Source organism: Escherichia coli (assembly GCF_036503815.1).
GTDB lineage: Bacteria > Pseudomonadota > Gammaproteobacteria > Enterobacterales > Enterobacteriaceae > Escherichia > Escherichia coli_F.
Map to the genome: position 1 here is coordinate 2,217,391 of NZ_AP027764.1, position 13,173 is coordinate 2,230,563.

16 protein-coding genes are annotated in these 13,173 nt (G+C 48.4%); 10 read left to right on the forward strand and 6 right to left on the reverse strand.

The window, feature by feature from the left end; translation table 11 throughout:
* Positions 1-99: 99 nt before the first annotated feature.
* The 4 genes from msrC (at position 100) to htpX (ending at position 4,533) form a co-directional block, all read left to right on the forward strand.
* On the forward strand, positions 100-597 hold the full coding sequence (gene msrC / locus AABJ99_RS10595) for an L-methionine (R)-S-oxide reductase (protein WP_001043890.1): 498 nt from the start codon (positions 100-102) through the stop codon (positions 595-597).
* A gap of 96 nt (positions 598-693) precedes the next feature.
* Positions 694-1,392, forward strand: a complete 699-nt coding sequence (proQ, locus tag AABJ99_RS10600) for an RNA chaperone ProQ (RefSeq protein ID WP_039020727.1) — start codon at positions 694-696, stop codon at positions 1,390-1,392.
* Positions 1,393-1,411: 19 nt separating this feature from the next.
* Complete coding sequence (prc, locus tag AABJ99_RS10605; protein WP_001055790.1) at positions 1,412-3,460, forward strand: carboxy terminal-processing peptidase; 2,049 nt, start codon at positions 1,412-1,414, stop codon at positions 3,458-3,460.
* A 191-nt stretch (positions 3,461-3,651) separates the two neighbouring features.
* Positions 3,652-4,533: a protease HtpX gene (gene htpX, locus AABJ99_RS10610; protein ID WP_000984517.1), complete on the forward strand. Its 882-nt coding sequence runs from the start codon at positions 3,652-3,654 to the stop codon at positions 4,531-4,533.
* 45 nt (positions 4,534-4,578) lie between these two features.
* Here htpX and yebQ read toward each other — a convergent pair whose 3' ends face one another.
* The gene (gene yebQ, locus AABJ99_RS10615) at positions 4,579-5,952 is read right to left on the reverse strand and encodes an MFS transporter (protein WP_039020728.1); all 1,374 of its coding nucleotides are present in this window, start codon (positions 5,950-5,952) and stop codon (positions 4,579-4,581) included.
* Positions 5,953-6,128: 176 nt separating this feature from the next.
* Here yebQ and kdgR point away from each other — a divergent pair, with 176 nt between their 5' ends.
* A complete protein-coding gene (gene kdgR / locus AABJ99_RS10620) occupies positions 6,129-6,920 on the forward strand; it encodes a DNA-binding transcriptional regulator KdgR (RefSeq protein ID WP_001262182.1) in 792 nt (263 codons plus the stop codon).
* A gap of 143 nt (positions 6,921-7,063) precedes the next feature.
* Here kdgR and yobH read toward each other — a convergent pair whose 3' ends face one another.
* Positions 7,064-7,303 carry a YobH family protein gene (gene yobH / locus AABJ99_RS10625; RefSeq protein ID WP_001211011.1) on the reverse strand — a complete coding sequence of 80 codons (240 nt, stop codon included), beginning with the start codon at positions 7,301-7,303 and terminating at the stop codon, positions 7,064-7,066.
* A 158-nt stretch (positions 7,304-7,461) separates the two neighbouring features.
* On the opposite strand from yobH, the gene mgrB reads away from it, so the two are divergent.
* The 5 genes from mgrB to rlmA all read left to right on the forward strand — a co-directional run bounded on the left by mgrB (position 7,462) and on the right by rlmA (position 9,977).
* A complete protein-coding gene (gene mgrB / locus AABJ99_RS10630) occupies positions 7,462-7,605 on the forward strand; it encodes a PhoP/PhoQ regulator MgrB (RefSeq protein WP_000714550.1) in 144 nt (47 codons plus the stop codon).
* A gap of 74 nt (positions 7,606-7,679) precedes the next feature.
* Positions 7,680-7,967, forward strand: coding sequence for a YebO family protein (yebO, locus tag AABJ99_RS10635; protein ID WP_001006867.1), 288 nt, complete (start codon positions 7,680-7,682; stop codon positions 7,965-7,967).
* A 669-nt stretch (positions 7,968-8,636) separates the two neighbouring features.
* Complete coding sequence (gene yobF / locus AABJ99_RS10640) at positions 8,637-8,780, forward strand: DUF2627 domain-containing protein (RefSeq protein WP_001295496.1); 144 nt, start codon at positions 8,637-8,639, stop codon at positions 8,778-8,780.
* 12 nt (positions 8,781-8,792) lie between these two features.
* On the forward strand, positions 8,793-9,002 hold the full coding sequence (gene cspE, locus AABJ99_RS10645; RefSeq protein WP_001062678.1) for a transcription antiterminator/RNA stability regulator CspE: 210 nt from the start codon (positions 8,793-8,795) through the stop codon (positions 9,000-9,002).
* A 165-nt stretch (positions 9,003-9,167) separates the two neighbouring features.
* Positions 9,168-9,977, forward strand: a complete 810-nt coding sequence (gene rlmA / locus AABJ99_RS10650) for a 23S rRNA (guanine(745)-N(1))-methyltransferase (protein WP_039020729.1) — start codon at positions 9,168-9,170, stop codon at positions 9,975-9,977.
* On the opposite strand, the gene mntP is transcribed toward rlmA, so the two are convergent.
* The 4 genes from mntP to manY all read right to left on the reverse strand — a co-directional run bounded on the left by mntP (position 9,974) and on the right by manY (position 13,146).
* Entirely contained in the window at positions 9,974-10,540 is a 567-nt protein-coding gene (mntP, locus tag AABJ99_RS10655) for a manganese efflux pump MntP (RefSeq protein WP_001296134.1), read from the reverse strand. The genes rlmA and mntP overlap by 4 nt on opposite strands.
* Before the next feature lie 428 nt (positions 10,541-10,968).
* A complete protein-coding gene (yobD, locus tag AABJ99_RS10660; RefSeq protein ID WP_000156262.1) occupies positions 10,969-11,427 on the reverse strand; it encodes a DUF986 family protein in 459 nt (152 codons plus the stop codon).
* 54 nt (positions 11,428-11,481) lie between these two features.
* Entirely contained in the window at positions 11,482-12,333 is an 852-nt protein-coding gene (gene manZ / locus AABJ99_RS10665; protein WP_000228655.1) for a PTS mannose transporter subunit IID, read from the reverse strand.
* A 12-nt stretch (positions 12,334-12,345) separates the two neighbouring features.
* Positions 12,346-13,146, reverse strand: a complete 801-nt coding sequence (gene manY, locus AABJ99_RS10670; RefSeq protein ID WP_000406926.1) for a PTS mannose transporter subunit IIC — start codon at positions 13,144-13,146, stop codon at positions 12,346-12,348.
* Positions 13,147-13,173 lie beyond the last annotated feature (27 nt).

A 13,173-nucleotide genomic window follows, 5' to 3' on the forward strand; every position in this document is an offset into this window, starting at 1 on the left:
AATCTTAACCCATGATGGGAATGATCTTGAGCATTAACGCATTTAATGCTTATTTTAATAGGCTGGCAGTTCCAGGTAAGACAACCAAGTGATTATATAATGAACAAAACAGAATTTTACGCGGATTTAAATCGCGACTTTAACGCGCTGATGGCGGGAGAAACCAGTTTTCTGGCAACGCTGGCAAACACCAGTGCGTTGTTATATGAGCGTCTCACTGACGTAAACTGGGCAGGTTTTTATTTACTTGAGGACGAGACGTTGGTTCTCGGACCGTTTCAGGGCAAAATTGCTTGTGTACGCATCCCCGTCGGGCGCGGTGTGTGTGGCACTGCAGTTGCCCGTAATGAAGTGCAGCGAATCGAGGATGTTCACGCTTTTGACGGACATATTGCCTGTGATGCAGCAAGTAATTCTGAAATTGTCCTGCCGCTGGTGGTGAAAAATCAGATTATTGGTGTTCTCGATATCGACAGTACCGTCTTCGGTCGCTTTACAGACGAGGACGAGCAGGGCTTACGTCAGCTTGTGGCACAGCTTGAAAAGGTGCTTGCAATGACGGATTACAAAAAATTCTTTGCGAGCGTCGCAGGATAATCAACGGATAACGTAGCATTTACTGATGGCGTCATTATAATGACGCCTGTTCATGCCTGCGCTTGTTGGCTACGTCCGTTGTAATCAGGAAATTTCATGGAAAATCAACCTAAGTTGAATAGCAGTAAAGAAGTAATCGCGTTTCTGGCCGAACGTTTTCCCCACTGTTTCAGTGCGGAAGGTGAAGCGCGTCCGCTGAAAATCGGTATTTTTCAGGATTTGGTCGATCGTGTTGCCGGGGAAATGAACCTGAGCAAAACGCAATTGCGATCCGCTTTACGTCTCTATACCTCGAGCTGGCGTTACCTTTACGGTGTTAAACCCGGCGCAACGCGTGTCGATCTTGACGGCAACCCATGCGGTGAGCTGGACGAGCAACATGTGGAGCATGCTCGCAAGCAGCTTGAAGAAGCGAAAGCACGTGTTCAGGCACAGCGTGCTGAGCAGCAAGCGAAAAAACGCGAAGCTGCCGCAGCTGCTGGTGAGAAAGAAGACGCACCGCGCCGTGAACGCAAGCCACGTCCGACCACGCCACGCCGCAAAGAAGGCGCTGAGCGTAAACCACGTGCGCAAAAGTCGGTAGAGAAAGCGCCAAAAACAGCAAAAGCACCTCGCGAAGAACAGCACACCCCAGTTTCTGACATTTCAGCTCTGACTGTCGGACAAGCCCTGAAGGTGAAAGCGGGTCAAAACGCGATGGATGCCACCGTATTAGAAATCACCAAAGACGGCGTCCGCGTCCAACTGAATTCGGGTATGTCTTTGATTGTGCGCGCAGAACACCTGGTGTTCTGAAACGGAGGCCGGGCCAGGCATGAACATGTTTTTTAGGCTTACCGCGTTAGCTGGCTTGCTTGCAATAGCAGGCCAGACCTTCGCTGTAGAAGATATCACGCGTGCTGATCAAATTCCGGTGTTAAAGGAAGAGACGCAGCATGCGACGGTGAGTGAGCGCGTAACGTCGCGCTTCACCCGTTCTCATTATCGCCAGTTCGACCTCGATCAGGCATTTTCGGCTAAAATCTTTGACCGCTACCTGAATCTGCTCGATTACAGCCACAACGTGCTGCTGGCAAGCGATGTTGAACAGTTCGCAAAAAAGAAAACCGAGTTAGGCGATGAACTGCGTTCAGGCAAACTCGATGTTTTCTACGATCTCTACAATTTGGCGCAAAAGCGCCGTTTTGAACGTTACCAGTACGCTTTGTCGGTACTGGAAAAGCCGATGGATTTTACCGGCAACGACACTTATAACCTTGACCGCAGCAAAGCTCCATGGCCGAAAAACGAGGCTGAGTTGAACGCGCTGTGGGACAGTAAAGTCAAATTCGACGAGTTAAGCCTGAAGCTGACAGGAAAAACGGATAAAGAAATTCGTGAAACCCTGACTCGCCGCTACAAATTTGCCATTCGTCGTCTGGCGCAAACCAACAGCGAAGATGTTTTCTCGCTGGCAATGACGGCGTTTGCTCGTGAAATAGACCCGCATACCAACTATCTTTCCCCGCGTAATACCGAACAGTTCAACACTGAAATGAGTTTGTCGCTGGAAGGTATTGGCGCAGTGCTGCAAATGGATGATGACTACACCGTTATCAATTCGATGGTGGCAGGTGGCCCGGCAGCGAAGAGTAAAGCTATCAGCGTTGGTGACAAAATTGTCGGTGTTGGTCAAACAGGCAAGCCGATGGTTGACGTGATTGGCTGGCGTCTTGATGACGTGGTTGCCTTAATTAAAGGGCCGAAGGGCAGTAAAGTTCGTCTGGAAATTTTACCTGCTGGTAAAGGGACCAAGACCCGTACTGTAACGTTGACCCGTGAACGTATTCGCCTCGAAGACCGCGCGGTTAAAATGTCGGTGAAGACCGTCGGTAAAGAGAAAGTTGGCGTGCTGGATATTCCTGGCTTCTATGTGGGTTTGACAGATGATGTCAAAGTACAACTGCAGAAACTGGAAAAACAGAATGTCAGCAGTGTGATCATCGACCTGCGTAGCAATGGCGGTGGGGCGTTGACCGAGGCAGTATCGCTTTCAGGCCTGTTTATTCCTGCAGGTCCGATTGTTCAGGTTCGTGATAACAACGGTAAAGTTCGTGAAGACAGCGATACCGACGGTCAGGTCTTCTATAAAGGCCCGCTGGTGGTGCTGGTTGACCGCTTCAGTGCTTCGGCTTCAGAAATCTTTGCCGCGGCAATGCAGGATTACGGTCGTGCGCTGGTTGTGGGTGAACCGACATTTGGTAAAGGCACTGTCCAGCAGTACCGTTCATTGAACCGTATTTACGATCAGATGTTACGTCCTGAATGGCCAGCTTTGGGTTCTGTTCAATACACGATCCAGAAATTCTATCGCGTTAACGGCGGCAGTACGCAACGTAAGGGCGTAACGCCAGACATCATCATGCCGACAGGTAATGAAGAAACGGAAACGGGAGAGAAATTTGAAGATAACGCGCTGCCGTGGGATAGCATTGATGCTGCAACCTATGTGAAATCAGGCGATTTAACGGCCTTTGAACCGGAGTTGCTGAAGGCGCATAATGCGCGTATCGCGAAAGATCCTGAGTTCCAGAACATCATGAAGGATATCGCGCGCTTCAACGCCATGAAGGACAAGCGCAATATCGTTTCTCTGAATTACGCGGTGCGTGAGAAAGAGAATAATGAAGATGATGCGACGCGTCTGGCGCGTTTGAACGAACGCTTTAAACGCGAAGGTAAACCGGAGTTGAAGAAGCTGGATGATTTACCGAAAGATTACCAGGAACCGGATCCTTATCTGGATGAGACGGTGAATATCGCACTCGATTTGGCGAAGCTTGAAAAAGCCAGACCCGCGGAACAACCCGCTCCCGTCAAGTAACATCAATCAGGCACAAGAAATTGTGCCTGATTTTTTAACAGCGGCAAGATGCCGTAAATCAGATGCTACAAAATGTAAAGTTGTGTCTTTCTGGTGACTTACGCACTATCCAGACTTGAAAATAGTCGCGTAACCCATACGATGTGGGTATCGCATATTGCGTTTTGTTAAACTGAGGTAAAAAGAAAATTATGATGCGAATCGCGCTCTTCCTGCTAACGAACCTGGCCGTAATGGTCGTTTTCGGGCTGGTACTGAGCCTGACAGGGATACAGTCGAGCAGCGTTCAGGGGCTGATGATCATGGCCTTGCTGTTCGGTTTTGGTGGTTCCTTCGTTTCGCTTCTGATGTCCAAATGGATGGCATTACGATCTGTTGGCGGGGAAGTGATCGAGCAACCGCGTAACGAAAGGGAACGTTGGCTGGTCAATACTGTAGCAACCCAGGCTCGTCAGGCGGGGATCGCTATGCCGCAAGTGGCTATCTACCATGCGCCGGACATCAACGCTTTTGCAACCGGTGCGCGCCGTGATGCCTCTCTGGTAGCTGTCAGCACCGGTTTGCTGCAGAACATGAGCCCGGATGAAGCTGAGGCGGTAATTGCTCACGAAATCAGTCACATCGCCAATGGTGATATGGTCACCATGACGCTGATTCAGGGCGTGGTGAACACCTTCGTTATCTTTATTTCACGTATTCTGGCGCAGCTGGCTGCTGGCTTCATGGGCGGTAACCGTGACGAAGGTGAAGAGAGCAACGGCAACCCACTGATCTACTTTGCCGTCGCGACGGTGCTGGAACTGGTGTTTGGTATTCTGGCGAGCATTATCACCATGTGGTTCTCGCGTCACCGTGAATTCCACGCCGATGCGGGTTCAGCAAAACTGGTTGGTCGTGAGAAAATGATTGCCGCGCTGCAACGCCTGAAAACCAGCTATGAACCACAAGAAGCAACCAGCATGATGGCTTTCTGTATTAACGGGAAGTCGAAATCGCTCAGTGAGTTGTTCATGACTCACCCGCCGCTGGATAAACGTATTGAAGCTCTGCGTACGGGTGAATACCTGAAGTAATATGAAGTAAATACTAAAAAGCGCGTCCTGATCGACGCGCTTTTTTTATGCCCTGGATCGTGGCTGGGTAATACGTAAGCCACTGACACAGGCAGCAATCACTGCCAGAATAGCCGCAGCCATCAGCGAGACGTGTGTACCATTATCACCAAACTGATTTAGCATCAGCGCCACCAGCGCCGCGCCACTACTCTGACCCAATAGACGAGCCGTCCCTAACATGCCACTGGCCCCACCGCTACGTTCGCGCGGAGCGGAGGTAATAATGGTGTGGTTATTGGGTGACTGGAATAAGCCAAATCCAGCGCCACATAAGATCATCGGCCAGATAATATTGATATCCGCAGGTGACGCGGGCAGCAGAACCAGGGAAAAAAGCCCCGCAGCCATGATGAACAACCCTAAAGCACCCAGCAATCCTGCATGTACGCGTTCAATTAAATAGCCTGCCAGCGGAGCCATCACCATTGTTGCTAACGGCCACGGTGTCAGAAGTAAACCTGTTTCAACTTCACTACGCCCGAGCACGGTTTGCAGGTAAAAGGGCAGGGAAACCATTGCCAGCATTTGTGCGCAGAAAGAGCAAACAGATGTGCAAATAGAAAGTGAAAACAGCGGGATACGCAGTAAATCCACCGGTAGCAGCGGTACGGGAAGAGAAAGCTGGCGGCGAATAAAGAAAATACCAACGACAACCATTACCACCAGTTCCGCGCCAATCAACGTCAGCGATTGCCCCTGAGCGAAACCACTCAATGCAGTAATAAGCAGGCCGAAGGTTAACGCGTTCATCACGGCGCTGGGCAGGTCGAAACGGGGTTTACTGGCACGAGAGCCATTGGGTGGCAGAAAACGCATGGCCAGAAGCAGGGCGATAATACCCAACGGTACGTTGATTAAAAATAACCATTTCCAGGATGCGATGGAGAGGATTGCTGCAGCAATTGTCGGCCCGGCAGCAGAAGAGACGGCAACAATAAACGAGTTTACGCCCATCCCTCTACCCAGAAAACGTTGTGGATAGATCAGGCGGATAAGTGCGGTATTAACGCTCATCAACGCTGCACCGCCGAAACCTTGTATGACACGCGCAAGGGTGAGCATTTGTAGCGAATCAGAAAGGGCGCAGAACAGTGAAGACAACAGAAAAACGACCAGACCGCATTTATAAATACGTCGATAGCCAAACATATCGCCCAGAAACGAAAACGAGAGCAGGGAGATGACAATGGCGATTTGATAGGCGTTCACTACCCAGATGGAACTGGCCGGTGTGGCATGAAGGTCTGTGGCGATTGTTGGCAAGGCGACGTTGGCGATTGCGCCGTCAAGCACAGCCATCGAAATACCAATCACAATGGTTAATATCGCACCGTATCGCTGGGGCAACGGCAGGCCGTCGGCCTGAACTTTTGGCATAGGAATTTTATATCTTTGGTGAATAATCAACAGGGGTAAGATTCTAGCACTGATATTCACGGTGGATGTCGCAGAATTGTAACTAACCGGCAAAAGATGGATTGCGACCACCCAGGTGCGAAATTATAATAAAAAACAGTTCTGATTTTTATAAAACACTCGCAATGAGGTGATAAATGGCTAACGCAGATCTGGATAAACAGCCTGATTCTGTATCTTCCGTGCTGAAAGTTTTTGGCATTTTGCAGGCGCTGGGTGAAGAGCGCGAAATAGGGATAACCGAGCTGTCGCAGCGCGTCATGATGTCAAAAAGCACCGTTTATCGCTTTTTACAGACCATGAAAACCCTGGGTTATGTGGCGCAGGAAGGGGAGTCGGAGAAATATTCGCTGACCCTGAAATTGTTTGAACTGGGCGCTCGCGCGTTACAAAACGTCGATTTAATTCGTAGCGCAGATATCCAGATGCGTGAGATCTCCCGCCTGACGAAAGAAACTATCCACCTCGGCGCACTGGACGAAGACAGTATTGTTTACATCCACAAAATTGACTCTATGTACAATTTGCGCATGTATTCACGGATTGGGCGTCGTAATCCGCTGTACAGCACCGCGATTGGTAAGGTACTGCTGGCATGGCGCGATCGCGATGAAGTGAAGCAAATTCTCGAGGGCGTGGAGTATAAACGCAGTACCGAACGGACCATCACCAGTACAGAAGCGTTATTACCCGTTCTGGACCAGGTGCGCGAGCAGGGGTATGGCGAAGATAACGAAGAGCAGGAAGAAGGACTGCGTTGCATTGCGGTTCCGGTATTTGATCGCTTTGGCGTGGTCATTGCCGGTCTGAGCATCTCCTTCCCGACGTTGCGTTTCTCTGAAGAGCGTTTACAGGAATATGTCGCAATGTTGCATACCGCGGCGCGCAAAATTTCTGCCCAAATGGGTTATCACGACTATCCGTTCTGATGAGAGTAAGAACCTGTCTGAATATCAAACAGACAGGTTCTTTATTTAGCATGAGAAAAATAAAGTTGAAGGTGGCGTTATATTAAACGCACTTGCGATAAGAATATTTTACTTATGAGTGAGAATCTGGTTATTTATTACCCTTAACCATTATCGACCACAATATTGCTTTTACGTAACAACGGGCAATCTGTTATCCCCAGAAAACCACTTTTAGTGTGCAGGTATTGTACCGTGCTGGTGCCTCTGGCGGTCAGATAGGTACATTGCAAACCTAATCCCGCGGCATTCTCTTTGCTTCCAATCAAAACGCCATATCCGCTGAGTAATAATCCTATCCATACCAGTGCTATCAGCATAACTGTGCGAATGATGAATCGCATTACAACCTCTTCTCTTTTTATGTTCGCTTAATCGTAGCGGCAATATGCGCTGAAGCAAGCGACTCATTCTGAAAAAGCACGAATATCGACATAGTTAGGCGCTGTTTAACTAACACATGCTAGTTTAATGACATAAGGTAGGTGAAACGGAGATTGGAGTGAAAAAGTTTCGATGGGTCGTTCTGGTTGTCGTGGTGTTGGCTTGCTTGCTGCTTTGGGCGCAGGTATTCAACATGATGTGCGATCAGGATGTACAATTTTTCAGCGGAATTTGTGCCATTAACCAGTTTATCCCGTGGTGATATCATTTTTTCAGCACTAGATTTTCTTCCTCTCCAGCAGTGGTAGAATAGCGCCTCTACTCAGAGGTGGTGAAATGAACGAAGTTGTAAATTCAGGCGTGATGAACATTGCGTCTTTGGTTGTATCGGTGGTGGTTCTTCTTATCGGGCTCATCTTGTGGTTTTTTATCAATCGTGCCAGTTCACGAACTAACGAACAGATTGAACTGCTTGAGGCGTTGCTGGATCAGCAAAAACGTCAAAATGCACTGTTACGTCGTTTGTGCGAAGCAAACGAACCTGAGAAAGAAGATAAAAAGACCGTTGAGAGTCAAAAATCGGTTGAAGACGAAGATATTATTCGTCTGGTCGCCGAACGGTAATCCTTCCTCAATCTTGAGTAACCCCGTCGTTGAAGGGTTACTCAATTCATCCTGATTATACGCACTGTCATGGTGCAACTGCTTCAAATTAAAACTCTGGTCTGACTTCAAATAATTATCATATTATTTATTTGCGTAACGGGATATCAGAAAAAGATATTTAGCCCATTAATTTATTAGGATGTTTACATCGGATTTGTGATTAAGCGTGTTATTATTTATTAGCGAAACGTTTCTCTCTTGATTTTTTTGCGCATTCATCAATTTTTCTTATTTTAAATTTACAATACCTTTGGCGATTGACTTCTCTTTGGGGTGATTGATAGCCGTTAACTGACTGTTTTATGAGAAAAAGTGATATAACTTTTTATTCACTGCATAGCAGAAAATGTGATATTGCACGCACTATGTAATAACTTCTCCCATTGGCCTGGAACAACTGAACTTATTGAACTATGTTAGAAAATACGTCAGTTTAAGTATCTGCCTGAACTGGCAAGGTTAAGCACAATGATATATCGGCGCGTATTCCGTTGCATAAGTGTGCAAAAAAAGTGGAAGACGTATCGAGATTTGTGCGTCTGATCGAGACATGTTTAAAAATGGCTTGCCATAATTAACGTTGTATGTGATAACAGATTTCGGGTTAAACGAGGTACAGTTCTGTTTATGTGTGGCATTTTCAGTAAAGAAGTCCTGAGTAAACACGTTGACGTTGAATACCGCTTCTCTGCCGAGCCTTATATTGGTGCCTCATGCAGTAATGTGTCAGTTTTATCTATGTTATGCCTGCGGGCGAAGAAAACAATCTAAGGAATTTTTCAAATGGCAAAGATTAAAGGTCAGGTTAAGTGGTTCAACGAGTCTAAAGGTTTTGGCTTCATTACTCCGGCTGATGGCAGCAAAGACGTGTTCGTACACTTCTCCGCTATCCAGGGTAATGGCTTCAAAACTCTGGCTGAAGGTCAGAACGTTGAGTTCGAAATTCAGGACGGCCAGAAAGGTCCGGCAGCTGTTAACGTAACAGCTATCTGATCGAATCCACTGATCTGAAGTGTGAAGACACTTCAATCTCGCTATAAAGCCTCGTCGAATGCGAGGCTTTTTACTTTGCTTTATCTTCGCTCCTGGCATTCGGATATTTGCCCGCCGCGTGATTCGCGTTACACTTGCGGCCTTTAGTATCCTGCCGGAGTTGTCATGTCGTTTTCCTGTCCACTTTGCCATCAGCCTCTTTCGCGTGAAAAAAACAGCTATATCTGTCCCCAGCGACATCAGTTTGATATGGCGAAAGAAGGGTATGTCAATCTGCTGCCCGTTCAGCATAAACGGTCTCGTGATCCGGGCGACAGCGCGGAAATGATGCAAGCACGCCGCGCATTCTTAGATGCCGGACATTATCAGCCGCTGCGTGATGCAATTGTCGCCCAACTGCGGGAACGGCTTGATGAAAAGGCCACGGCGGTGCTGGATATTGGCTGTGGTGAAGGGTATTACACACACGCATTTGCCGATGCGCTGCCCGAAATCACCACGTTTGGCCTGGATGTCTCGAAGGTAGCGATAAAAGCGGCGGCGAAACGCTATCCGCAGGTCACTTTTTGTGTCGCTTCCAGTCACCGTTTGCCGTTTGCCGATGCCAGCATGAACGCCATTATTCGCATCTATGCGCCGTGTAAAGCAGAAGAATTAGCGCGCGTAGTGAAGCCCGGCGGTTGGGTCATTACAGCTACGCCGGGACCGCGACATTTGATGGAGCTGAAGGGGCTGATTTACAATGAAGTACATCTTCATGCACCTCATGCAGAACAACTGGAAGGTTTTACATTACAGCAGAGTGCTGAGTTGTGTTATCCGATGCGTCTTCGCGGTGATGAAGCCGTCGCATTATTGCAGATGACGCCGTTTGCCTGGCGTGCGAAGCCAGAAGTCTGGCAAACACTGGCAGCAAAAGAAGTGTTCGACTGCCAGACGGACTTTAATATTCACCTCTGGCAGCGTTCTTATTAACCGTGGAAGTGCGTCCAGAGGATCTGGACGCCGATGCCGATCAGCACCAACCCGCCGAGAATTTCTGCTTTTTTCCCAATAATTGAGCCAATAAAGCGACCAACCATCATCCCTAATGTCGACATAATCAAGGTTGCACAACCAATGGCCAATGCGGTCGCGATAATGTTGACCTGCAGGAAGGCGAGACCAACACCCACAGCCATGGCATCCAGGCTGGTGGCAATCGCGGTGGTTACCAGTAGCCAGAAACCGTGTCGACGGCGCGGTTCTTCATCTTCATCATCTGCGCCACGAAAACCCTCAATAATCATTCGCCCGCCGAGGAATATCAGCAGCACAAACGCAATCCAGTGGTTCCATTCAAGGACAAACCGGCTGGCTAACATGCCCATTCCCCAGCCGATCAGCGGCGTCAGGGTTTCGACGGCACCAAAAATAAGGCCGGTTCGCAACGCTTCAGAAAATTTCGGTTTATGGAGGGTGGCACCTTTACCGATTGATGCAGCAAATGCATCCATCGACATACCAAACGCAAGAAGAACAGTAGCAGTGATATTCATGACAACGTCCTGACCGGGGTATCCATAAAACACATCATCGCCCCCAGCAAACATGCATACATGAACAACAAACCGCGATGGTTTTCGCGTTCATGCAGGCATAGCGATTGATGTGCATATGGTCTCGCCTGACTGAAAGTGTTCAGTCCGTACGTGCCACGTTTTGCAACGAGTATGTTGACACGTACATTTCCGGAATCTGGAAATCGGCTACTCCCCAAATGAGGGCGCAACATTAACATATTTTTAGAATATAAAACAATTGTTGGGATATATTATTTCAGCAGTTAATTGATAACGATTTTCATTTAGATTTATATATCAATGAAACGTTAAAATAAATAACAAATAAGGGATGGGATAATATAGCCTAAGCTATGTCTGATTATTTAAAATACAGCAAACATAGCTTTGGCTAAATTCATAACTTATTGAGTGGAAACAAGAAGTTTATAAATTTTCTCCAGGTCGTCGATATTTCGAACGCGGATTAACAGCCGGCGCTGTTCTAATTGCATCACCAACACGCCATCTTCAGACAAGTTCATCGCTTTAATTCGACTATATTCAATCCAGACATTGGCGAAGAAAAAACCTTTTTGTTTAAAGATGATCTTCGGAACGCGGATCCAGAAAATATAAAACCCCATTAGAGCCAGTGCACTTAATAACCATGTCGTTATTTGCGCGCCATGATTCGTGACGTTGTTATAGATAAGAATGACAATCAGTCCTACGAAGATAACGCTGTCGATGCGGCCACGTCGGAGCAAAGGAATTGCCAGCAGGGTGGGGCCGTTACGGCGGGGCATGATGAACTGATCGTAGATCGCGAAGGCCAGGAGTGCGGCGATGAAAAGAATCAGTACCAGGTCCGTGATTGTCATTAATCCTCCAGATAAAAAAACGGGGCCAAAAGGCCCCGGTAGTGTACAACAGTCTTACAGTCCCAGCAGGCCGCAAGCATACCCCGCGATACCGATGACGAAGAAGCCAACGATGATCCACAGCGGATTAACTTTTTTGCGCAGCAGCCACATACAAGCAAAGGTCAGCAGTAGCGGTACCAGGCCCGGCATTAACTGGTCAAGAATAGTCTGGACAGTGGTAACGTGTTCTTTGCCCGTCTGGTCAGTAATGCGAGAGACAACCAGCGGGATGTTGACATGTGTCCACTTGTTAACCAATGCCCCCATGACAAACAGGCCGAGAATAGACGCCCCTTCCGTCAGTTTTTGCAGGAAGCCGCCACCCATATCTTTAACGATATCGATACCTTTGGAGTAACCATACGCTACGCCGTAGTAACGGGTTGCCAGACGCACCAGGTTAAACAGGATGAAGAACAGAAGCGGACCTAACAGGCTGCCGCTCATCGCGATACCGGCACCCAGCGCTGCAAATACCGGACGTACCGTTCCCCAGAAGATCGGGTCGCCTACACCAGCCAGCGGCCCCATCAAACCGACTTTGATACCGTTGATAGCACCGTCATCGATCTCTGCGCCATTAGCACGCTGTTCTTCCAGCGCCAGGGTTACGCCGAGAATCGGCGCAGCCACGAACGGCTGGGTGTTAAAGAACTCCAGGTGACGGCGAATAGCTTGTTTACGAGCTTCGTTGTTCTCAGGGTAGAGGCGACGAATTGCCGGTACCATAGAGAAGCAGAAACCCAGTGCCTGCATACGTTCGAAGTTCCATGAACCCTGGAAGAGGTTAGAACGCAGGAAGACGCCACGAATATCACTTTGAGTGAGTTTTTTCTCGGTGGTAGTTTGAGTTGTATCAACCATTTCGCTCACCTGTTAGTCCAGTTCGTTATCGAGATCGTTGTTACCAGCTGCCTGAGCAGGCGCACCGGCTACGCGGTTGTATTTCGGGCTAAGTTGGATGTAGAGCACTGCCATAACAGTACCAATCACACCCAGAGCAACCAGGTTAAAGTTGGTGAATGCTGCGGTTACGAAGCCGAGGTAGAAGAACGGCATCAGGTAGCCAGCACGCATCATGTTGATAACCATCGCATAACCAACCACCACGATCATGCCACCGGCGATATTCAGACCATTGGTTACCACTTCCGGAATCGCATTCAGCATGTTCTGTACTTCGCTGGTACCAACAGACAGCGCAACGATGACGGCTGGAATAGCCACACGCATTGCTTGCAGGAACAGAGAAGAAACGTGGATCCAGGAAATCGCTGTCAGGTTGCCGTTATCTGCAGCCTTATCCGCAGCGTGCTGGAAAGCAACGGTAATAGTACGAACGATGATGGTCAGTACCTGACCTGCAGCAGCCAGAGGGATTGCCAGTGCGATACCCGCACCAATGCTCTGATGACCTGCAATAACCAGAATGGTAGAAATGATAGAAGCCAGAGCGGCGTCAGGCGCAACTGCAGCACCGATGTTCATCCAGCCCAGCGCGATCATTTCCAGCGTACCACCGATAATAATACCGGTTTTCATATCGCCAAGAACGATACCCACCAGGGTACACGCGATTAGCGGACGGTGAAACTGAAATTCATCGAGGATTGATCCCATACCTGCGATACAGGCTACGATAAATACCAGCACAATTTGAAGAGTGGTAATCTCCATTGTACTTCTCCTGTTTACGTAAGACTT